General features: G+C 39.1%; 22 protein-coding genes. 5 read left to right on the top strand and 17 right to left on the bottom strand.

The window, feature by feature from the left end; translation table 11 throughout:
* The 5 genes from NST13_RS10725 to NST13_RS10745 form a co-directional block, all read right to left on the bottom strand.
* Complete coding sequence (locus tag NST13_RS10725) at positions 1 to 1,167, bottom strand: Ger(x)C family spore germination protein (protein ID WP_342580581.1); 1,167 nt, start codon at positions 1,165 to 1,167, stop codon at positions 1 to 3.
* Complete coding sequence (locus tag NST13_RS10730; RefSeq protein WP_342580582.1) at positions 1,157 to 2,266, bottom strand: endospore germination permease; 1,110 nt, start codon at positions 2,264 to 2,266, stop codon at positions 1,157 to 1,159. The genes NST13_RS10725 and NST13_RS10730 overlap by 11 nt, the downstream gene beginning before the upstream one ends.
* Complete coding sequence (locus tag NST13_RS10735; protein ID WP_342580583.1) at positions 2,263 to 4,518, bottom strand: spore germination protein; 2,256 nt, start codon at positions 4,516 to 4,518, stop codon at positions 2,263 to 2,265. The genes NST13_RS10730 and NST13_RS10735 overlap by 4 nt, the downstream gene beginning before the upstream one ends.
* Positions 4,519 to 4,637: 119 nt before the next feature.
* A complete protein-coding gene (locus NST13_RS10740; RefSeq protein ID WP_342580584.1) occupies positions 4,638 to 5,588 on the bottom strand; it encodes a bile acid:sodium symporter family protein in 951 nt (316 codons plus the stop codon).
* 88 nt (positions 5,589 to 5,676) lie between these two features.
* Entirely contained in the window at positions 5,677 to 6,558 is an 882-nt protein-coding gene (locus NST13_RS10745; RefSeq protein ID WP_342580585.1) for a LysR family transcriptional regulator, read from the bottom strand.
* Between the two features lie 135 nt (positions 6,559 to 6,693).
* On the opposite strand from NST13_RS10745, the gene NST13_RS10750 reads away from it, so the two are divergent.
* Positions 6,694 to 7,662, top strand: coding sequence for a DMT family transporter (locus NST13_RS10750; RefSeq protein WP_342470971.1), 969 nt, complete (start codon positions 6,694 to 6,696; stop codon positions 7,660 to 7,662).
* 89 nt (positions 7,663 to 7,751) lie between these two features.
* Here the strand turns inward: NST13_RS10750 and NST13_RS10755 are convergent, their stop codons facing one another.
* The 4 genes from NST13_RS10755 to NST13_RS10770 all read right to left on the bottom strand — a co-directional run bounded on the left by NST13_RS10755 (position 7,752) and on the right by NST13_RS10770 (position 11,660).
* Positions 7,752 to 9,077 carry a globin-coupled sensor protein gene (locus NST13_RS10755; protein ID WP_342580586.1) on the bottom strand — a complete coding sequence of 442 codons (1,326 nt, stop codon included), beginning with the start codon at positions 9,075 to 9,077 and terminating at the stop codon, positions 7,752 to 7,754.
* Positions 9,078 to 9,369: 292 nt separating this feature from the next.
* Entirely contained in the window at positions 9,370 to 10,203 is an 834-nt protein-coding gene (locus tag NST13_RS10760) for a radical SAM protein (RefSeq protein WP_342580587.1), read from the bottom strand.
* Between the two features lie 181 nt (positions 10,204 to 10,384).
* A complete protein-coding gene (locus tag NST13_RS10765) occupies positions 10,385 to 10,945 on the bottom strand; it encodes a DUF4256 domain-containing protein (RefSeq protein ID WP_342470968.1) in 561 nt (186 codons plus the stop codon).
* Positions 10,946 to 11,084: 139 nt separating this feature from the next.
* Positions 11,085 to 11,660 carry a hypothetical protein gene (locus tag NST13_RS10770; RefSeq protein WP_342580588.1) on the bottom strand — a complete coding sequence of 192 codons (576 nt, stop codon included), beginning with the start codon at positions 11,658 to 11,660 and terminating at the stop codon, positions 11,085 to 11,087.
* Between the two features lie 151 nt (positions 11,661 to 11,811).
* Here NST13_RS10770 and mscL point away from each other — a divergent pair, with 151 nt between their 5' ends.
* Positions 11,812 to 12,207, top strand: a complete 396-nt coding sequence (gene mscL, locus NST13_RS10775) for a large conductance mechanosensitive channel protein MscL (RefSeq protein ID WP_342580589.1) — start codon at positions 11,812 to 11,814, stop codon at positions 12,205 to 12,207.
* A gap of 23 nt (positions 12,208 to 12,230) precedes the next feature.
* On the opposite strand, the gene NST13_RS10780 is transcribed toward mscL, so the two are convergent.
* The gene (locus tag NST13_RS10780) at positions 12,231 to 12,752 is read right to left on the bottom strand and encodes a general stress protein (RefSeq protein ID WP_141602586.1); all 522 of its coding nucleotides are present in this window, start codon (positions 12,750 to 12,752) and stop codon (positions 12,231 to 12,233) included.
* Positions 12,753 to 12,859: 107 nt separating this feature from the next.
* Here NST13_RS10780 and NST13_RS10785 point away from each other — a divergent pair, with 107 nt between their 5' ends.
* The gene (locus tag NST13_RS10785; protein ID WP_141602585.1) at positions 12,860 to 13,483 is read left to right on the top strand and encodes a LysE family translocator; all 624 of its coding nucleotides are present in this window, start codon (positions 12,860 to 12,862) and stop codon (positions 13,481 to 13,483) included.
* A 43-nt stretch (positions 13,484 to 13,526) separates the two neighbouring features.
* Here the strand turns inward: NST13_RS10785 and NST13_RS10790 are convergent, their stop codons facing one another.
* Entirely contained in the window at positions 13,527 to 14,396 is an 870-nt protein-coding gene (locus tag NST13_RS10790) for an AraC family transcriptional regulator (protein WP_342580590.1), read from the bottom strand.
* A gap of 189 nt (positions 14,397 to 14,585) precedes the next feature.
* On the opposite strand from NST13_RS10790, the gene NST13_RS10795 reads away from it, so the two are divergent.
* On the top strand, positions 14,586 to 15,077 hold the full coding sequence (locus NST13_RS10795) for a hypothetical protein (RefSeq protein ID WP_342580591.1): 492 nt from the start codon (positions 14,586 to 14,588) through the stop codon (positions 15,075 to 15,077).
* A 313-nt stretch (positions 15,078 to 15,390) separates the two neighbouring features.
* Here the strand turns inward: NST13_RS10795 and NST13_RS10800 are convergent, their stop codons facing one another.
* Together NST13_RS10800 and NST13_RS10805 are read right to left on the bottom strand one after the other, a co-directional pair.
* Positions 15,391 to 15,912 carry a GNAT family N-acetyltransferase gene (locus tag NST13_RS10800; RefSeq protein ID WP_342580592.1) on the bottom strand — a complete coding sequence of 174 codons (522 nt, stop codon included), beginning with the start codon at positions 15,910 to 15,912 and terminating at the stop codon, positions 15,391 to 15,393.
* A gap of 17 nt (positions 15,913 to 15,929) precedes the next feature.
* Positions 15,930 to 16,382 (bottom strand): MarR family transcriptional regulator, encoded by a 453-nt coding sequence (locus NST13_RS10805; protein ID WP_342580593.1) that lies wholly within the window; start codon positions 16,380 to 16,382, stop codon positions 15,930 to 15,932.
* Between the two features lie 295 nt (positions 16,383 to 16,677).
* Between NST13_RS10805 and NST13_RS10810 the strand changes: the two genes are divergently transcribed.
* Positions 16,678 to 16,956 (top strand): hypothetical protein, encoded by a 279-nt coding sequence (locus NST13_RS10810; RefSeq protein ID WP_342580594.1) that lies wholly within the window; start codon positions 16,678 to 16,680, stop codon positions 16,954 to 16,956.
* Positions 16,957 to 16,970: 14 nt separating this feature from the next.
* Here the strand turns inward: NST13_RS10810 and NST13_RS10815 are convergent, their stop codons facing one another.
* The 4 genes from NST13_RS10815 to NST13_RS10830 form a co-directional block, all read right to left on the bottom strand.
* Entirely contained in the window at positions 16,971 to 17,948 is a 978-nt protein-coding gene (locus NST13_RS10815; protein ID WP_342580595.1) for a nitronate monooxygenase family protein, read from the bottom strand.
* A gap of 244 nt (positions 17,949 to 18,192) precedes the next feature.
* A complete protein-coding gene (locus tag NST13_RS10820; RefSeq protein ID WP_342470956.1) occupies positions 18,193 to 18,336 on the bottom strand; it encodes a hypothetical protein in 144 nt (47 codons plus the stop codon).
* A gap of 202 nt (positions 18,337 to 18,538) precedes the next feature.
* Positions 18,539 to 19,561 (bottom strand): cytochrome ubiquinol oxidase subunit I, encoded by a 1,023-nt coding sequence (locus NST13_RS10825; RefSeq protein WP_342580596.1) that lies wholly within the window; start codon positions 19,559 to 19,561, stop codon positions 18,539 to 18,541.
* Positions 19,554 to 20,894: a c-type cytochrome gene (locus NST13_RS10830; RefSeq protein ID WP_342580597.1), complete on the bottom strand. Its 1,341-nt coding sequence runs from the start codon at positions 20,892 to 20,894 to the stop codon at positions 19,554 to 19,556. Before NST13_RS10830 ends, NST13_RS10825 begins: the two co-directional genes overlap by 8 nt.
* Between the last annotated feature and the right edge of the window lie 113 nt (positions 20,895 to 21,007).

Genomic DNA, 21,007 nt, shown 5'->3' on the forward strand with positions numbered 1-21,007 from the left:
TCACTCACCTCTTGGAGTAGTTGTCCGGTTAATACTTCCCGGTTCCGCAATTGTGAGCTTCACATTAAGATTAATTTCGCTATTGGAGAAATAATTCGCTCCTTCCTCCCAATCCTCCTTAACCTTTTTCCATAATTTTGGATGGTAATGATGCAAATATTCACCCAACCCCATCGCATCTGTTCGGAAGTCTTCCTGTAGACGTTTGATTGCGCTCTTCACCATTTCTTCCACTTTTCTCTTTGAAGCACGTTCCAATTCCGTCAATACTTCACGTTTGAAAAAATCGTTCCATCCGGCCTGTTCAGCAAGACTCGCGGTCATTTTTATATCCAGGGCAAACTTCATTTGTTTCGGATCCGGATTTACAAGAGTAAATTTACTTTTAATACTTCCTATTTCAACCGTAATTTCTTCATTATCCAATGTTCCTGTTATTGCGCCATTGTTTTTCATTCCCCGAATAAAACTCAACCCTTTTGCTTCATCATCCTTCAACGTGCCGATCATCCGCTCCTGAGGGCCGTTATAAATGGCTATTTCACTATAGTCAATCTCCCTGTCACTCTTCTTTTTGATTTGTGCCATCGGAAAACTCATTTTTGAATAAAGCTTTTCATCAATATCCCCGATTCTGATTAAATCCACCACATTCAAATCCTCTTTATTTTCCAGCAGTTCGATAATGTATTCGCCCGATATTTTCTCGTGTTCCGCCTCAACCTCCAACAATTCCCACGCATCTCCGCTGGAAACGGCAATCTTGATTCCCCTCCGCATGGTTTTGGAACGGAAAAACAGATCAAAATAATCTTTAAACGCACCGGGTTGTTTCATGATTTCTTCAGAAAAAATAATGGCGTCTAAATGGGTTGTATCCAACACCCGGCTGGACTTTTTCGCAATTTCCTGATTGATTTCAAAAAGGGACCTTCCAGTGCCTGAAAGATTTCTGAAGGCTTTCCCTTGCCCGCCGCCAGCCGCTATGGTGGAAATATTCTCAGGGTTCACCAGTTGTTCTGTAAATTTGACTTCCCCCGGATTATCCGTGGCATCAATCGCCACTACCGATATGAATGCCCGTTGTTCAATTTCAATTTGATCCCAACAACCGGATAAAAGGATTGCTGAAATGATGAAAATCCATACCGGAGCTCTATTCCCCACCGGACTTCCCACCTTTGATTTTAAATGCCACACCCAATAAAATCGTTACAATGATCAAATAGAACAACGTAAAATAGCCAAGACCTTTGTTATAATAAATTAATTCCAAATAACTTTTTGGCAACATGCTGATATAGAAAATGATGGGCGACAGAATCAAGATGGCGGTCATTTTTTTCAATCTACGAAAAAGCATCCGGAGGGCCATCACGGCAGTATCAAAGCCCATCATTGCAGATGTAAAAAAAATGATTGTCCAAAACACAAATAAAATCGCGTCAAAACGGTCGAAAAAACCGCCGGGGATTTCAACCGTTCTCGACAAATCAAATGTCGGATAAAACAAATTGCCTGTTGTGACATTTCCAAAAACGGATATGCAAACAAGAAAAATAATGAGATAACAAAAAGTGGAAATCGAAACCGCCATGACAGACAATTTTGGAATTTTTTTCGGATTTTTCACAAGAGCGATATAAAAAAAGTTGATGATAAAACCTAAAAAACAAATGGTGCTTGTACCGGTCGATTTTATATATCCCGTAAAATCCGTTTGGAAGATGGGAAACAATTCTTTCAATTGCACAATACTGATTGGCAGAAAAATGACCAATAACAACCCGACAAGTAAAATCGGGAAAAAAAGAATATTCAAACGGAAAATGGCGGCCTGGGAACCGGACACCGCATAGACGACAACAAGCAAAAATGTAAGTGCAATGATTTCCTCGGGAGTCCGGTCAAACAAGTATTGATGGGAAAGGAAGACGATTTCACTTACATTAAATGCGGAAACCGCAGTAAACAGCAGTGAAAAAATAAATGTAATCACAAAAGCAACCGGCTTGGAAAGCAGGAAGGAAGCGTAGGAATAAAAGGATTGATTCGGAAAGGAAATGGCAATTTTCGAAACAATCCAGGCAAAAAGGCTGGCAATCAGCCCACCCATCAAGATGGAAATCCAGCCATCCGAGCCGGACGTATCTTGTGCAATCACCCTTGGAAAGGTCAGTGTCAACACTCCAATAATATTGGTTATGATAGAAATGAAAAGATCCCGGTCGCTAATGATTCCTACCGTATCGGGCGATCGATTCATTGCCTTTGACCCCCACTGTTCACTTTTTGCAAATCCAATGGCTCCAAATACGGCGGCCGTCTTTTGAGTGTCGTAATAGGTGTGCGGATAACAAGGTTATTTAAACTGTCAAGGAAATATGGAGCAATCGGCGCTGAGTAAGGTATGCCCATACTTTTTAGATTGACGACATGGATGCAGAGCATAATGAAAACAAGAATAATTCCATATAGTCCTAAAATGGATGCCGCAATGACAAAAATGAATCTTAAAATACGGAAACTGATGGACGTGCTGTAGTTCGGAATCGTAAAGGAACTCATGGCGGTAAGGGATGTAATAATCACCAATGCCGGACCGACAATCCCCGCACTGACTGCAACATCGCCGATGACCACCCCTCCAACGATGCCGACGGTCTGGCCGATCGGTTTCGGAAGCCGGATCCCTGCTTCTTGCAATATTTCAAAGGTGACGGCCATCAAAAGCACTTCGATGAGGGCCGGAAACGGCACCCCTTCCCTTGCGGCTGTGATCGCCAAGATTAATTGGGTAGGAAGCATGCCCGGATGAAAAGAGGTCAATGCCACATAAAGCCCAGGCAAAAATAAGGCGATCAATACTGAAAAAAATCTTAACAATCTCATGGAAGATGCAACAATCCATCGCTGGCTGAAATCTTCCACTGTTAAAAAAGCATCTCCCACCGTAATGGGTGTCACTATGGCAAAGGGACTTCCATCCAAAAAAATGACCACTTTCCCCTGCATAAGATTGTAACTCACCCGATCGGGTCTTTCCGAATCAAGCACTTGCGGGAAAGGGGATAAGGGACTATCTTCTATCCATTGTTCAACGATTCCCGAATCCAGAACAAAATCTATGTCTATTGTTTTGAGTCTCCTCTTGACTTCATCCAAAATATCCGGATTGGTGATTCCTTCCACATAACAAACGGCCACTCTTTGATTGGACCGTCTTCCTACTTCATAACTTTCGATGCGGAGATTCGGATCTTTTAATTCCCTTCTTAGCAGCGAAATGTTTGTATCGATATCTTCAATGAATGATATTCGGGATCCACGGATAACCGTTTCTGACTGTGATTCCTCGAGGGAACGCTTTTCAGCCCCGGCCGTTCCCATCTCAAGGGCCATCTTTTCCCCTTCAATCATGAAAATGGAACTTCCACATAAGAGGGCATCAATCACTTGTTGAAAAGTGTTGATTTTTTTTGTATTTGTGATTGCAATAACTTCCTGATTGATTTGCTCAAGTGGGTTCTCCTTAAACTGTTTGTCCCTGGCCTTCTCTTGCAGCGTTCTTAATATGTTGTCATCCACGATTTTTGAGTTTGCCAGACCACTGATATAAAGGATGCTGCATTGGATTTTTGAAACTGTTTGCTCATTCTTTTCATCCACAAACAGCTGTGTATTGGTGGATGTTTGTTGGTCTGGAGTCGGATCGTCTTCGAAAAGTTCCAATCTTAATTCCCGGACAACTAAATCATACGGATTTCCCAAGATTTTTTTAATGTATTCAATATTGTCCTCCAGCTTTTTATAAATCGGTACACTGATTTGAGCGGATACATTTTGATCCGTGTTTGGCATCGGTTTTTGATGATTTGGCTGTTGGCTTTGACTGTTTTGCATGTCTTGGGCTTGGTTGTTTTGATTCGATTGGCTTCCCTGTCCATCGCCTTGATTCGATTGATTGGCTTGATTTGGTTGGTTGCCCTGTCCATTGCCCTGATTCAATTGGTTGGCTTGATTTGGTTGGTTGCTTTGATTATTTTGATTTGCTTGATTGTTTTGATTGAATTGATTGTCTTGATTGATTTGAACTGCTTGATTAGTTTGATTTGCTTGATTTGCCTGACCCCCTTCACGGTTCTGATTGCCTTGAGGGTTGTCAGGCTGAAGTTGGACATGCTGATTATTCGTCTGGCTAAAAGAAACCAATGGTTGGTTTTGATTATTTTGAGTATTTGATTGAATCTGCCGGTTTTGTTGATCCGTTATTGGTTGTCCATTGTTTTGACTTTCCTTTTGATTTTCCGGATTCCCCTCTTGGGCATCCATTATATGTTGAACACTGGAACTTAATTTTTGATCATTTTCTGTGCTTCCACTCATATTGGATTGGTTGTTTGATCCGCCCAAGTTTTCGTTCTGTCCGGAGAATTGCTGCAACATTTCATTTCGCTTGTTTGCGGAATTTGCATTGGTTGAACTTTTCTTCGGCACTTTTCGGTAAAAACGTCTCATACATATACTCCCACTTATAACATTTACTTTTAATGTGGTTCATTAATTAGTTTTTATACCATTCATCTACCAATAAATAAAAAAAACTGTCCAAAGATCTCCTTTGAACAGTTTTTGCATTAATATTCCAAATTAAATTTTTGCTGATATTTTTCAAGGATTTTACCGAATTGGGATGCCAATACTTGTTGAAACAGCATGCCGAACACCACAGGAAGAACCGATCTCGCCGGGAAATAGGTGCTTGCCACAACCACACCGACAGCGATATTCCGCATGCCTCCTGTAAAAACAAAGGTCGTGATCAAGTCCATTTTCCGCCATAAGAAATGCCCTATTAAAATACAGAAACTATAACCGGATAAAGAGACGACTAAAACCAACAAAATGACATCCATAATTTCCCAAGATATATTTTTTATATATGGCGCAATCACACTGCTATTGATAAACACAATGAGAAAAATGCTTAATTTCTGCATCGGTGCAAACACTCTGTTCAGCTTCGATACAAAATCCGCTTTTCCCCATTCATTCACAAGCATACCGAGAATGGATGGAAGCACCACCATCCAAATTAAATCCAACATGATGGATGTGGTATCAATCATCACTTTCTGCCCCACTGCTATTTTGGAAAGAAGCGGGAAGACAATCGGGGAGAGGAGCGTATCGATTAAGATAATGGACAGTCCCAGCGGTTTATTTCCATTGCAGATGCTGACCCAAATAAAACTGGTCACACCCGTTGGAACGGCTACGGACAAAATAAAACCGACCGTCAGTAAATGATCATCAAATACAAGTATGGATAATATGTACGCCCAAATCGGCATGAGAATATGCAAAAAAGCAATTGTCAACAAAATAAATTTCGGATGTTTCCTGACACTTCGCAAGCCTTGAAAATTGATGCTGATGCTTCCTGCAAAGGTCATCACCGCAAAAATCCAAGGAACGAGGAACCGCAAATGCCCACCAATTTCATCTAAAAAAACCCCTATGACAAGGCTTAAAGGGGTCAAAACGGGCATCAATTTTTGCAGCTTGGCATTAAAGGTCGTTAACATGCAAAAATCCTTCTTTCATTCCAAGTAAGAACAGATGATTTATATATTTTAACAATTCTATTAAAAAAATAAAAATAGCTATCGGATATTAATTTGATTCAAGATTGCGATAAATGGCCTCTTTGCTTTTCTCAATCGTTTCCAAAAATTTTTCCATGCTGGCCGTTAAATAGGAATCTTTTCTTCGAATGAAAACGGTTTTTACTTTGCTGTATTGTTCCGGCAACCGGTGGCACCGAATCTCACCGCTTTGTTCAAGGTGTGAAACTGCGGATTTTGGAACGAAGGAAACTCCCAGCCCCATCGCAACGCTTCGCAATATGGTTTCCAATGTGCCAAACTCCATAATTTTTTGCGGTGCAATGTTTTGATCTTTATACCATTGTTCAAGCCGCGCACGGTAGCCGCAACCGGTGCTGAAGCATAAAAACGGCTCATGTTTTAATTCTTCCATTGTTCGTTCGCGGCAATCCGAAATCAACACAAGTTCCTCATCAAAAACATCAAAAACTTCCAGTTCGGGGTGGAAGTTGGATTTTGTCACGAAAGCGCCATCCAACTTATGATTGAGCACCTCTTTTTCCAAACTCTCCGTCACCCCTGTAAAAAGAGACAGCTCCACATTTTTATATTTTTTTATATATGAAGATAAAATGATTGGCAGATGATAAACGGTCTCCACCGTACCAATTTCCAATTTTCCGGTTGGTTCATCATGATTTTGAACGGCTTTTTTCATTTCGTCTGTGAGCTTCAGTATTTTTTCACTATATGATAATAGTTTTTTTCCTTCCGGCGTTAACGTCATTCCACGGCGGTGTCGATGAAATAAAGGTGTGTTCAGTTCGGCTTCCAGTTTCTGAATGCGGGACGTAACATTCGATTGGACATAATTCAATTCTTTTGCCACTTCTGTGATTGTCCCCTTTTCCGCCACCAATTGAAATATTTCTAAATCCTTTAATTCCACAATTAAACCTCCTTGATTGCCACTCTCTCTTCATCACAAAAAATGATAGTAACCATCCATTTTATTCATTTTACGTGATATTAAATTGAAGCTAATATTGATTATAACAATTTTTGCAGAAAGGGGTAGCTTAAATTGAAGAATAAAATTCTCATTGGGGCACTACTATGCTTTATAGCAGCTGTTTCATGGGGAGCCATGTTTCCGGTGGCCCATTCCGCCTTCCGATTTATCGATCCTTTTTACTTCACCATTTTCCGTTATGGAACCGTCACTATCATTCTCGCTGGAATTTTGTATTGGCGGGAAGGGAGAAAGGCCTTTCGTTTAGAAGGGAAAGGTTTGCCTCTCTGGTTTTACGGCACAATGGCCTTTACCGTTTATAATTTATTTATTTTCTTGGGGCAAGATTTGCTGGGGCAATCCGGTGTGATGGCCGCTTCCATTATGGAATCCCTCATGCCTATGATTTCCATTGTTATTGCGTGGATTTTCCTTAAGCATCGGCCGCTGTCTTTTACATTGGTTTGTGTTCTTTTTTCTTTTGCCGGTGCTTGTTTCGTCATTACGAAGGGAGATATTCAGTCATTTTTCAGAGCGGCTGATAGTATCATTCCGGTTTTTCTGTTATTAATAGCAGTCATTAGCTGGGTCATTTACACAATCGGCGGGAGTCGATTTGATGGATGGTCTCCGTTGCGTTATTCCACTTTAAGCTGTTTGCTTGGAACATTGACAGCATTCATTATCACAATTGGGGCAACGCTTTTTGGGGTTGTATCGTTTCCTGTGAAGAACGATTTAGTTGAAGTTGTGCCCCATTTGCTCTTTATGATTATCTTTCCCGGGGTTATTGCGTTACTCGGTTGGAATATTGGAGTCAGTTTATTATCCCCGTTAAATGGGTTGCTCTTTATCAATTTTGTTCCGGTAACAACCTTATTCATTTCCCTCATACAAGGTTATGCCTTAACCATTTTTGAGACAATCGGAACCATTTTCATCATTTCCGCCCTCATCTCGAACAATATTTTTCTGAGATTTGTAGAAAAGAGAAAATCCAATGTTCAAAAGAGCCAAACTTTCCAAGAAAGGCCTTTATAAATGAGGCAAAATCAGTAAATGATTATCCAATCCCCGTTGGATAATCATTATTGTGTATAAATACTAAAATCCGTTTATTCCTGAAAGTATTAGAGGTTCACTGTTTTTTCATACAATTCTTTTGCTTGATTTGCGACATCGGAAGTATAATGTTTAATTTTTTCAATCGTTTCCACAAGATTTTCAATATCTTTTCCGACGACTTCAATTTTATTTTTGCTATCCTGCAGCGATACTTCGATTTGATAGAAGGTATCTTTTACTTTTACACCGCTTTCCAAGCCGGATGTGACTGTATCCCGGATCATGGAAGTTGTAGAGACTGTATCTTTCGTAATTTTGGATGTACTTTCAATAATTTCCGTAATTTGTTTAACCGATTCTTTGGATTGGTTCGCCAGTTTGCGCACTTCTTCCGCAACGACAGCAAACCCTTTTCCGTGTTCTCCTGCCCTCGCCGCCTCAATAGCCGCGTTTAACGCAAGGAGATTTGTTTGATCAGCAATTTGAGTGACAAGAGAGATAATGTTGTTGATTTTGTCCGATGCTTTTTGTTGTTCCAGTACAAGAGTTTCCATTTCTTTTGTCTTTTCAGAAATGGAGTTTATTTTCTCTTTCAATTCTTCCATTAATATATTGCCGCTGTTTGTATTCTTCTCCATTTCTCTGACATCATGGATATAGCTTTCGGTATCGTTCTTAATTTCATTCGAATAATGAATAATCTCTTTAATGGAATTTGTCGTCTCTTCAGAAAGGTGCGCCAAATTTTTTGTGATGAGGGATAAATTGTTTTTCAATTCCCCTTTCACTTTTTCGTGCTGAATATGTATATGTTCCCTTTTTTCTTTTTCATACTCTTCCAGAACAATTTGTGTTTCAAAGTTGATCAGTTTTGTACACAGGAGAGTGGCTTTTTCGATGCTTTCCCTTGACCAATCACTCCGGCTAATAATATTAATGAAGGAATTCAATATATTTTGAAAGGCGCCGATGTACCATTTTGGAATTAATCCGATTTTCAAATGCGCTTGTGCGATTCTTATCCTTTTTTCAATAAATGCTTTATCTATTTTTCCGGAAAACATCTCTAAAATATGTATTTTCAAAGTCTTTTTCAACCGTTCAACAGAACTGTGTTTATTGATGATTTCATTCAGAACTGGAATGGAAGTGAGATCCCCATAGAATGCGTTTACGATTTCTTCAATATTTTTTTCAATATACGGTTTTAGGCAAGCTAATAATTGTAAATCGTTCTCCGTCAAATTAATCAATTTTAATTGTTTGGGTATATCAGAATCACCGTTTACATTCATTCTTTTCTCTTGAAGACCCACCGCTTCCGCCCATTTTGGCTCATCTTGGCTTGCTTTAATTTTGCCGTTTTTGCTGAAACTTTTAAATAACACCATTTTTATCCCTCCCATATAACCGAAACCCAAAATAAGACTTATTTCCTAGTGAATCTTTCGGCAAATTTTCAAAAATTAAAAAACCAATTATATTAATAGTTCTTTTGCACCATTAATTTTATTTAAAAAAATTGAACCGCTACAATATTAACTATTATTATAAATCATTTTTCTTATTTTGTGTAAATTTTCGGAAGTTGAAAATTAAAATATTTTTTTATTTTTCTAATATACATGGGAATAATTTATCATTTGTGGATAAACTTTTATACTTTTTTACCCCTCAATCCCGTTATTTTAAAAAAGCTTCCTGTTTGGATACGCGAATCATTTCACTTGGAAAGAATTGTTTGAAATAATTTTCCACTTTGACATGTAAGTTCTGTTGGTACCATTCCGAAAATTGATTTTCTGAAAAGAGTTGAGGCATTTTTAAACGGGCAGAACGTTTTCCTGCCGCTCCATCACCAATCGTCAATGTATCTATCCATATATAATCGGCAATGCCATCAAGTTTTTTGGGAAACCCGGGAGTGAATGGCAACACCGGGGAAATGGCCGCTTGTGTTGTAACTTGGGCAAGGTGCAATTTTTCCAGCGTTTCAATCCGTTTTTTTATGCTTGGGGCGAAAGGGGCAAAAACCCGTTTGACATCCTCCCGATCCGTTTCAACGGTCATGGATACGATCAATTTGCATTGTTCTTTCAGTTGGACAAGCAGATCTATATCCCTTTCAATTAAAGGGCCCCTTGTTTGAATGACAAGGAGATCCGGGGGATTTTGGAGCATTTCTTCCAATATCCCCCTTGTGATGCACGCCTTTCTTTCAATCGGCTGATATGGATCCGTTGCGGAAGACATATAAAGATTGATGGGACGTTCTTTTTTTCGAAGTTTTATGATTTCTTTCCGGTAAACTTCCCGCGCATTCATTTTGATATCCACCCATTCGCCCCATGAAATTCCTTTAAACTTTTGAATCGGCAATTCGCGGACATAACAATAGCGGCAAGCAAAAGCGCAGCCGCCATAAGGATTCAATGAATGGGTAAATCCGATATCCAGATACCCAGACGCTTCCGTCAGTATTGATTTTGAAAGAATCTCTTTATATTGGATGGCCATATCATCTTCTCCTTTAAAAACTTGTTTTTGAAAGTGTTGAGAGACTTTCTGGAAATGCGGCAATTACCGTGAAAACAGGGGCAAGAAAATAGACCATATACCGATGATTGCATCTGGCACATCATCCCTTCCTGCAAACAATAGGACAGGGGAAAATCTCCCACATATGATTGGTGCGAGGTTATACCCTCAACAACCCGCGAAATCCTCTGGAACTGTAATAAGAATCCGCTCCATTGTGATAAACAAAAACATGGCCATAACGACAGTCACAAAACAATGCCCCGCCCCGCTGGCGGATATCCTCCGGCGTCAAAATCCAACTGGATGTTTTGGTGTCGAAAGGCTCCAATTTTTGCAGTTCGCGGTATTGTGCTTCCGTCAACATCTCAATGCCCATTTCTTTTGCCAAATCCATCGCGCTGTTTTCAGGCTTGTGTTTTTTTCTCGACTCCAATGCTTCACGGTCATAACAAAGGCTTCTGCGCCCTTTGGGACTTTCTTTGGAGCAATCGCAAAACAGATATTCTTCTGTCTTTTCATCATATCCTATTACATCAGGTTCCCCTTCAGTTATTTCCATTTTATATAAAGACCCAAGCTTATCCGGATTCGCTTCCAGTTTCTCCTGAATCGGTCCCCAATCCAATCCTTCATGGCGATGCATATTTTTTTCAAAGCGCTCCTTCAGTATGCCAATTAACTCTTCCTGTTGCGCTTTTGTTAAAATCTGTTGATCCATCCATCATTTCTCCCTCATTGTTATATTTCCGTATTATTGTACCCTCTTTACAGACGTATAATCTTTTTACCGTTGCGGGACACACAAAAAACACCATTTTGAATTGAATCCAAATGGTGTTTCTTGATTTTCCAATTTTTTATATACCTGAAAAAATATAATGAATCGTAAATACAATCAATAATGTTACAACTGCAATTCCCACTGCGGCAGCAATAAGGGTGGACTTCCAAGTATACCCTTTTAAATCTTCCTTTGTTGAATGATCGATTTTCCGGTTATGAAACAGCATCAAGAGATTGACCATTCCCAAAGTCAAAATGGAGATGACCCCCATAAAAAAGGTATCCGGTTGAATATTTTCTATGGAACTGTTATTCCAGGAAGAGAATGATGACGCCAATAAATTGCATCCGATGATAAAATAGCACACAATGACTGCTTTTCTTTGCTTATACCATCCGTCTCCCAACTTTTCTCTTTCATATGCGGCCACTTTTTCAAAGAGCGGAATGATCGACTTTGGAGAATCCTTCTTTACCAACGCAACCACAGCATAAATAAAAGAGAATATAGCGAAAGCCAAGGTGAAATAAGCAAAGCTGCCAGGGGCAAAACGAATGATGGCAGAAAAGAGGAGTAAAACGGTTATCATGGCTCCATTTACAACTGCCAACTGCTTGATTCGCAAATGTTTTATTTCATTTCGATCCATTTTCTCCCCCCACTGTTTTTAAAACTCCTGGTTCAGGAAAACATTTCTATATATATTATATGCTTCCTGCCCCTTCAAAAAACTACTAAACGGTTTACATCATGACAAAACAGGGAATATTTTAACATCATGGAAATATTGGAGGATTTATATGTGGAAAGAATTTAAAGAATTTGCCATGAAGGGGAATGTCATCTATCTTGCCGTAGCCGTTGTGATCGGGGCCGCTTTTGGCAAAATTGTTTCTTCATTGGTGGACAACATCATCATGCCACTTGTCGGGGTTCTTACCGGGGGAATCGATTTTACCAAATCATTTATTTGGCGAGTAGGGGATGCAACGGTTTCCTTTGGCGTATTTTTGCAAAGCGTCATCGACTTTTTGATTATCTCCTTTGCCATTTTTCTATTTATTCGCATGTTGAATAAGCTGACAAAGAAGAAAAAAGAAGAAGTGGTGGAGGAAGCTGCTCCTGAGCTGGATACGAAGGAAGAGCTGTTAAGGGAAATCCGTGACTTGTTGAGAGCACAAAATACGAATAAATAAAGCGGAAAGTGAAGGAAACCTCTTCACTTTTTTAACCGTTCGAAGTCTTTACTTAAACTCGCCCTTTTTAACTTTTTGTGCCTGAATAAATACTGTATATCCGATTGATTGTCATAAGAAAGTTGTATATGAAAATAATTAATATATTCAAGTATGGCAAAAATGAAAACAAAAGCCGAAAGCGTCAGACCCTCTGCCGGCAGCAACGGGTACCATCTGAAAATGTCCAAAACAAAAACGAATGGCGTGACAATGATAAGAACAATATTCATCTTCTGCAGTTTCTTCATCCGCAGTACCACTTTTATTGGTGTGACAGGTGTATTCTCTTTTTTTAACTGCTTCCATTTGGAAAACCAATACATGCTCCCTTGCACTAAAAGGAATTCCAGAAAAATAAATGACAGCCAAAAGGAAGCAAGAGAATATATCCTGTATTGGGGATAGGCTTCATTCCACAACCAACTCACAATAATAAAACATATGACGGCGGCCAGCTCCCCCGTATAAAGGTATGCAAACCGCTTTTCGATACGTTTTCTCAATTCATTTTCCCACTCTCTGAAATATTTTATATATTCCTTAATTAAACAATATCAATTTTTTATCTATGTTAAAATATAAAAAATTTGTACTAAGGGGGTTTAGATCATTGGAGCTGCTTACGGTCTTATCTTTTTTGAGCGTAGCCGCCATTCTTACCATTATGCCGGGGCCGGATAATATGTTCACATTGGCGCAAAGCATGGCAAAGGGGAAAAAAGCAGGCATTTATACGACGCTCGGCCTATGCACAGGGCTAATCGTACATATTGGCGCCGCAACCGCCGGAATCGCGGCCGTTGTTTATCATTCCGCCATCGCGTTTAACGCCGTAAAATATGCAGGAGCTGCTTATTTATTATATTTGGCTTATAAATCCTTTATGGATAAAAGTTCCGGCATAAACTTAGGAAGTGCGGATTCCTTGGATTACAAATCGTTATATCAAAAAGGAATCATCATGAATCTGTTAAATCCGAAAGTTTCTTTGTTCTTTTTGGCTTTATTCCCGCAATTTATCAATTATGAGGCCGGGTACGTTTCCCTTCAAATGGTCTTATTGGGGATTGTATTTATCATTCAAACAATCCTTATTTTTGGCTTAATCAGCGTCTTTGCAGGCAAGGTGGGAGAATTCCTGCGCAAAAATCCGATGATTTCCAAAAAAATGAACTATCTGCAAGGATCCATTTTTACATTGATTGGGCTGAAAATCGCTTTTACGGAAAAATAACAATGTGGCATAACATCATGTTATGCCACTACAACCACTCTCCCTATTTCTCCTTTTTCTTTACTGCAAACCAAATCTCGCTATATACATTGTTCATATCACTTAAATCGCCTGTAAAGGAAATATTGGGTGCTTCCACTAATTCATAATCCGATGAAGGTAGCCATTCTGAAGCAATTTTTGCCCAAGTTTCTTGCATGACGTTTGGGAATGGGCCTTTTGATGAAAAAATCGCCCAAGTAAGTGCAGGCACTTTTACGACATCAAATTCTTCAAAATCCACATCTTTTGTAGTTAAGTAGCCGATCATATGATCAAGACTCCCTTTTTCCTCCATACATCCATCATCAAAATTAAAAGATGCGTTTACGACTTGAAATGGTTCCATATCAGCATAGCTTCGTAACTTTTCCCTTTGTTCTGGGGTAATGCTCTTTGCTAATTCCACGATTTCTTGATTAATTCCTTTAAATTGAATGGGAACTCTTTTTTTCTTTCCTACAATTTTAAAGGATTCCTTTTTCTCGATTCGATAGTCCATATCGATTCCTCCCTTTATGGTTAATTGGAAGGAGAGCTTCGGAAATGCTTTCAGCTTCGTTGACTTTCTTACTTCTGACGGGCTAATACCTGACCATTCTTTAAAAGCACGGGAAAATCCGTCTACCGATTCATACCCATATTTAAATGCGGCTTCTGTGACACTCATTCCCTCATTTTGCAAATCAAAGGTAGCGTTAGATAATCTCCTATTTCGAATATATTCACCTAAAGTCATTCCTGAAAGAAATGAAAAAATTCGTCTAAAATGATAAATCGAAGTCCCTGTAATTTTCTCAATTTCCTTTTCATCGATTTCGTCATTTAAGTGGGCTTCAATATATTCCAACGCCTCATTAAGACTTTTCAGCATTTTCCTTCCTCCTTCAGTTCATAGTTTAGTATCTGACTCATTTTCTTACCCGATATTCTTAGAATGACTTTTATCGGAATAATGGTGAAAATGAACTGGATTCGAACCACGAATTAACCAAAACTTTTTCAGATCATAACCTATATTGTTAGTTATGGAAATGAATTTACTTTGTTCTGGAGGTATCGCATGACCAATTTTTTATCTTTCAGCGGGGCCGTTACGGCAATCAGTGATTTTTTCACGGGGCAAAGGGGCGAAATGGAAGGTTGCAATAAATTGTTTACAGTGGAAGATGAATCCGGTTCAATCGTCAATTTTGTCGTCACCCCTTCAACATACTTCATCAACCAAGAAACAGTCATGATTGGAGACAAAGTGACGGGATACTATAATGGCGATTTGCCGGCCATTCTCATCTATCCACCCCAATATCAAGCCCTTGTGATAGTGAAAGAATATCCGGACCGGAATGTGAAAGTCAGCTATTTCGATCATCAATTGTTAAGCAGCGATGGGCAATTGCAATTACATTTATCTCCTTTCACCCCCATTTTGATGAGTAATGGGCAACTCTTTTCAAAATATCCTGGAAACCGGGATTTAGTCGTTATTTATGGACCAACAACCCGCAGCATTCCTGCCCAAACCACACCATTTCGGATCATCGTTTTATGTTGATTCGCAAAAAATATCCTGTATTTTTCCAATTAAAAACCCGTTTTGAAAAGGCTTTATATTTCAAAGCGGGTTTTTATTATTTGTCGGGTTTGATTTCAAGGGAATATTGTTGATTGCTTTTTTCTTCAGATGGTTGAGACTTCTCCGTATCAATAGTGAGATTCAAATTGAACAAAATAAAGAAATCATTGCTTTGCTAAAAGATATTGCAGAAAAGAATAAAGGAAGTTAAAAAAGTGGGTTTGATTTCCAAATCCACTTTGAAAGCTTCCCAAAATACGAGGATTCCCCAAAATTATTCCTTTCCTCCACTTCAACCTTCCAATGTTTTAACCATAATGTAATCCGTTTGTTCCTCATCGCCCAAATAAAAGGCATGGGAGCCGGTTTTAACAAATCCCATTTTCTCATAGAAACCAATGGCATTTTCATTCTTTTCCCAGACGCCAAGCCAAATTTTTTTCTTATCTAACGCCTTTGCAATTTCAATGGCTTTATTCAGCAAAGCTTTTCCAAGTCCAAACTTTTGATATTTTTTCCGAATGTAAATCCGTTCGATTTCAAGGGATTCATCCCCCATTTCTTCCGTCTGGGCATCATGGATATTCAGCTTCAAGTAGCCGGCCACTTCATCTTGCACATAAACAAAGTAAAAATGCGAATGGATATTGGATAATTCCCTTTCAAGTTGCACCGGATTAAAAGCCTTTTCCAAATAGGCTTTCATATTATCCGGCGAATTTTGATCCTTGAAGGTTTCATAAAAGGTTTCGCTGCCGACCTTTTGCAATGTTTCCATATCTTCAAGGGTGCATTTTTTTATTTTGAATATCATAAGAGTCGCTCCTTACATCAATAATTTCGTTTATTCCCTTTTTTGACATACTCCCAATCTTTTTCCACATTTTTTCTTACCCGTTGCAAAAGATGGAACAATGCTTCCACTTCTGATTCAGAAAGTCCTTTTAAAGCCACGGCGTTGGAATGATCGTGTTCTCTTTTAAGCAATGGATAAATGCTTTTTCCTTTTTCAGTTGGGTATAATTTTTTAATTTTTTTGTTGTTTGCATCGCCGCGCTTTTCAATAAAACCATTTAATTCCAGCTTCTTAATGGCGCGGGAGGCAGTAGTCCGGTCCACTTTTATCATTTCCGCTAGCTTTTCTTGAATGATGCCCGGATTTTCGCATATTCGAACAAGATATAAGTACTGTCCTTTTGTTAAATCAAATTCTTTAAATTCGATATTGCTGATAGAATCCAACGCTCTTGCAATCATGCCAATTTCTCGAAGAACTTCTTTCATTGTAAACCCTTCTTTTTGTTGCAAATGCAATATTTTATAAAGATTTTATTTGATTTTTGTTGTATTTGCAATATTTTTTCAATACAAGGTGGAGGTATCCGCACTAAATTAGGTTGTAAATGCACTAAAAGAGGTTGCATCCGCACCAAATAAGATTGCAAACGCACTAAAGGAAACTCCATCCGCACCAAATAAGGTTGCAAACGCACTAATGGAAATACTATCCGCACCAAATTAAGTTGCAAACGCACTAATGGAAACTCCATCCGCACCAAATTAAGTTGCAAACGCACTAATGGAAACTCCATCCGCACCAAATAAGGTTGCAAACGCACTAATGGAAACTCCATCCGCACCAAATAAGGTTGCAAATGCACTAAAGGAAGTACCATCCACTCCAAATAAAGTAGTAAATGCACTAATGGAGGCAACATCTGATCCAAATAAAGTAGTAAATGCACTAATGGAGGCAACATTTGATCCAAATAAAGTAGTAAACGCACTAAATCGATTAGTAAGCGAACCAAAAAAACTTCCCGATGCTAAACAGACGTTAGAATCTGTCTATCATTAGGAAGTCTGCATATTTTATCGATTTGCATATACGGCTCTCTTTTGAATTAACTCCTCATAAGCTTGATGATATTCTTTGTATAATCGATCCACCAGCTGCGCTGTAGAAGTGATTTCTTTGATGACGCCAATTCCTTGGCCGCTTCCCCAAATGTCTTTCCAGGCTTTTTTGCCGGCTTCTTTAAAGTTCATGGCTGAAGGGTCGCTTTCTTTCAAATTATTCGGGTCCAAGCCGGCGTTAATGATGGAGCCTTTCAAATAGTTCCCATGTACGCCTGTAAAAAGATTGCTGTAAACAATATCTTCTGCAGAACTATCCACAATCATTTGCTTGTATTCCTCCGCCGCCCGGGCTTCATGGGTTGCAATGAATGGAGAACCAATATATGCAAAGTCGGCTCCGATTGTTTGTGCAGCTAAAATAGAGTGTCCGCGTGCAATCGCTCCCGATAAAGCTAATGGACCATCAAACCATTCCCGAATTTCTTGTACAAGAGCAAACGGGCTTTGGGTTCCAGCATGTCCACCAGCTCCTGCCGCCACTGCCACCAGTCCATCTGCCCCTTTTTGAATGGCTTTTTTGGCAAAGGTATTATTAATGACATCATGGAATACAAAACCGCCATAACTATGGGCAGCCTCATATACCTCTTCCCGTGCACCAAGGGACGTAATAATAATAGGAACTTTATACTTAACGCAAAGTTCCATATCCTTTTCTAAACGGTCATTCGTTTTATGAACGATTTGATTAATGGCAAAAGGTGCAGCAGGCTTATCCGGATTTTTGGCATTGTAGCTGGCGAGTTCTTCCGTAATTTCCGCAAGCCATTCATCCAATTGACTAGATGGTCTTGCATTCAATGCCGGCATAGAACCCACAATTCCTGCTTTACACTGGGCAATCACTAGCTTTGGTGTACTAATAATAAACATCGGTGCCCCAATCACGGGAAGACGCAAATTTTGCAACACTTTAGGAACATTTCCCATCCAAACCCCTCCTTGTTTTATGACAATTAAAAAGATTATACGAGAATTTATGCTACAAAAATAAGAATATATTAATATTTATAATCTTATTTGGTAAATTATGCAATTATTTTTTATAAATTCGAATATTTTATAAATTCGAATACTTCCTTTCATCGATATTCTTACAAATCGAGTAGGAGGGATTGATTAGCTCCCGTCCTCTCACACCACCGTACGTACGGTTCCGTATACGGCGGTTCAATTAAGATAATTGACGCAAGTCTTTATAACTTCCGTGAATAGCTGTTCTCTTTATGCCAGTGGTCACTCCACCCTCCAAGAGGTCTCCCACGGGATTCACCGCTTCCTTCCTCAAGTGAGGTACTACGTTTTCTGTGTTCATCATGACTCACTGAATGCCAAGGGCTATTCTCTCTTAATTGTTCAGTCCTTCTTAGTAGTTCTAAACCAACTAATACGATGACCTCTGCTGACTTCTGTCTTCGGGGTTCGGGACTTACACCCTATCGTTCATGTACATGCCGGGCGCACATAAAAGGCAGTTTAGTAAGCTTCTGCTTCATCTAAACTGCCGCTTGCAATTCATATTATTTTTCCATCGATTGCTCTGTTCTTGGGAATTCATCAAAATAAGGGGATAAATAAGTTTCTCTTACTTCATGACGGATCCATCCCATGATTCCTACAATCAACACGAACAGAGTTGCGGACAAAACAAAGGATTTGAAAGAATCTTTATATCCCGCAAGGAATAAAAAGACGCATAAAATAATGGTTAAAACGATTGAAAGCATTAATAAAGTAGTTAATAATAAATCTTCACCCATGAACAACATTCTGACTTCCGGTTTAAAGGCGAATAACAGGATGAATCCTGCAATTAATTGCACTACTGTAATCCATAAGCCCACTTTGGCACCAAATAATTTCAGGCTTTGTTCATAATCTTCCAAACCGCCTTTTTTTCGGCTTTTGTATGCGTAAAACAGGAATACATAAAAGCCGCCTGTAGCAAGACTGGCAAGGATGAAATGTAAATATCTTTGCCAAATTTGCGGATAATACAATAAGCTAGGGAAAAATCCTTGAACCTCGCCCCACTTTTCTGGATACAGCATCGAAGTAATATTCACGATGAAAATAAGCGGGATATATAACAATATCAACATTGCTGCAAATCCTACAAGAATATGTAGCACTTTTTTATTTTGCCACTTATCCCATGTGAATTTATAAAGATATAACAAAAGAAATGCAATGATTAATAAAGGAATGACACTGATCCATATTTTCCCGATTAAAATGGTGCTGGAATAAAAATATTGAGTATAAATCACACTAATAATGAGCAGTGGAGCTACCCCCATTACAACAGCGATGCTTTTATGAATGGAAGCATGAAAAGAACAACTTTTTGCCATATTATCCAAGAAAGCACTTTTTTTAATTTTCCCGGCAATCTCTAATCCCACTGCTCCCGTTACAAGTGAAACCGTAAAATTTACAAATAGAATATGAATGATAAAGGTTAAGATGATTAATAATTCCATTAAACCCAGAGGTGCCGGAATTGGTAACGCATTATCAGGAGAAATCGGCAAATTATTCATTTTGACTTACCTCCTTTTCATTATTTACGCGGTCAATTTCTGATTTCAAATAGGCTGCTAAGGCATCCAATTCTTCTTCAGTTCCCATGAAAGGAGGCATGGCAACCCGCACCGTATGCATGGTTGGTATATAGTTTTTCAATGCTTCTTCATCCCATCCGGCTAAACGCTTTCCTAACGCCCTTTTTGTTCTCCAACCATCGATGGTATGGCAAGCAATACATTGGCCTACAAAAACTTCTCTTCCGGCCTCCACTTTGTTTTCTTCCGTAATTTCCTTTTCTTTTGCCCAAGTCGCATTGGCTAAAAAGCCCTCTTCATTCATTTTTTCCCGATCTTGGGCGAGAAGTCCGTTTGCGTACATGTAATCATAAATGATGAAAGGTTTTCGGATGTATTCCCTTACCACCTCAAATTCTCCGATAAATCCGATGGACGCACCAAACACTGCTATAGAAAGGATAATGGGCACTTTTTTCGGGCTTCGGATAAGCCAAACAGAAAAAACCAGTAAAATCAATAATGCAAGACCATTGATGATTTTAAATGTACTTTCGGTCATTCCTGTTGCCAAAACAATCATATTGTAGGCTTGATCTGGAATGGACCATAAATACCAAAGCCCTAAAACGAAGGTCATTGGCAAAGAAATCGCACCCCAAAAACCGAATACTTTAAAGGATTCTTCCCTCAGTGAAAGGTCTTTTACGAATAGACGTATGAATAATGAAACAAGTACAATCGCCAATAAGATAGCTAAGAACATTCGGAATCCTAAAGAAGGCAAATACGTTGGGTTAAAGAAGGCATTCCAGAATGAGAATGTCTCAATCCATTTCCCGGGTGTCAATTTTGCTGCCAACACGCCTGTGATAATGGCCATTGTCAGCCATGAAACAATACTTAAGCCAACTCCTATATAAATATGTTTTCTTTTCTTCTCAGGATCTTGCCAACGGTCCCATGTGTAATAGTAAATGATTAATAGAATGACTTCGGTGATAAAGCAAACCCATTCTGTTACCCAAGCCCAGAAAAAGATTCGCAATAAAGAACCAATCGAATCCGGCTGAATGACCGTTGTCGAAAACCAGATTCCCACACCGGTCATCGCTCCTACTGTTGTAGTGATGATTAAAATCCATTTCGCAATGTTTTTGGCCAACCCATCTAGTTTTTGATTGTTCGTCTTAAACGCTCGATGTTCCAAAGATACGGTCAAAACGGATGTTCCAATGGCTACACCATGGCTGATAATGACGTGGACAATGGCGATAATCGCAATGACCGTCCCGTTTCCGAGCCATGAATAATCCACTGATGGAAAATTCATTACTATTCCCCCTTCTCATTTTTTCACCATCATCTTATAAGACAGTTGTGAAAAAACATTAAAGTAACTGTAAAACATTTGGGAAGTGGGGGATATTTTACAAATCCTTTTCA

The organism is Ureibacillus sp. FSL W7-1570 (assembly GCF_038593265.1).
GTDB lineage: Bacteria > Bacillota > Bacilli > Bacillales_A > Planococcaceae > Ureibacillus > Ureibacillus suwonensis.

Excerpts from the sequence above, each read along its gene's own strand:
- NST13_RS10820 (WP_342470956.1), bottom strand. The coding sequence starts at position 18,336 with ATGATGAACACAGAAAACGTAGTACCTCACTTGAGGAAGGAAGCGGTG.
- NST13_RS10810 (WP_342580594.1), top strand. The coding sequence starts at position 16,678 with ATGGAAACTCCATCCGCACCAAATAAGGTTGCAAACGCACTAATGGAA.
- NST13_RS10830 (WP_342580597.1), bottom strand. The coding sequence starts at position 20,894 with ATGAATTTTCCATCAGTGGATTATTCATGGCTCGGAAACGGGACGGTC.
- NST13_RS10760 (WP_342580587.1), bottom strand. The coding sequence starts at position 10,203 with ATGGCCATCCAATATAAAGAGATTCTTTCAAAATCAATACTGACGGAA.
- NST13_RS10740 (WP_342580584.1), bottom strand. The coding sequence starts at position 5,588 with ATGTTAACGACCTTTAATGCCAAGCTGCAAAAATTGATGCCCGTTTTG.
- NST13_RS10755 (WP_342580586.1), bottom strand. The coding sequence starts at position 9,077 with ATGGTGTTATTTAAAAGTTTCAGCAAAAACGGCAAAATTAAAGCAAGC.
- NST13_RS10825 (WP_342580596.1), bottom strand. The coding sequence starts at position 19,561 with ATGAATAATTTGCCGATTTCTCCTGATAATGCGTTACCAATTCCGGCA.
- NST13_RS10795 (WP_342580591.1), top strand. The coding sequence starts at position 14,586 with ATGACCAATTTTTTATCTTTCAGCGGGGCCGTTACGGCAATCAGTGAT.
- NST13_RS10765 (WP_342470968.1), bottom strand. The coding sequence starts at position 10,945 with ATGGATCAACAGATTTTAACAAAAGCGCAACAGGAAGAGTTAATTGGC.
- mscL (WP_342580589.1), top strand. The coding sequence starts at position 11,812 with ATGTGGAAAGAATTTAAAGAATTTGCCATGAAGGGGAATGTCATCTAT.
- NST13_RS10805 (WP_342580593.1), bottom strand. The coding sequence starts at position 16,382 with ATGAAAGAAGTTCTTCGAGAAATTGGCATGATTGCAAGAGCGTTGGAT.
- NST13_RS10790 (WP_342580590.1), bottom strand. The coding sequence starts at position 14,396 with ATGCTGAAAAGTCTTAATGAGGCGTTGGAATATATTGAAGCCCACTTA.
- NST13_RS10815 (WP_342580595.1), bottom strand. The coding sequence starts at position 17,948 with ATGGGAAATGTTCCTAAAGTGTTGCAAAATTTGCGTCTTCCCGTGATT.
- NST13_RS10730 (WP_342580582.1), bottom strand. The coding sequence starts at position 2,266 with ATGAATCGATCGCCCGATACGGTAGGAATCATTAGCGACCGGGATCTT.
- NST13_RS10770 (WP_342580588.1), bottom strand. The coding sequence starts at position 11,660 with ATGGATCGAAATGAAATAAAACATTTGCGAATCAAGCAGTTGGCAGTT.
- NST13_RS10800 (WP_342580592.1), bottom strand. The coding sequence starts at position 15,912 with ATGATATTCAAAATAAAAAAATGCACCCTTGAAGATATGGAAACATTG.
- NST13_RS10735 (WP_342580583.1), bottom strand. The coding sequence starts at position 4,518 with ATGAGACGTTTTTACCGAAAAGTGCCGAAGAAAAGTTCAACCAATGCA.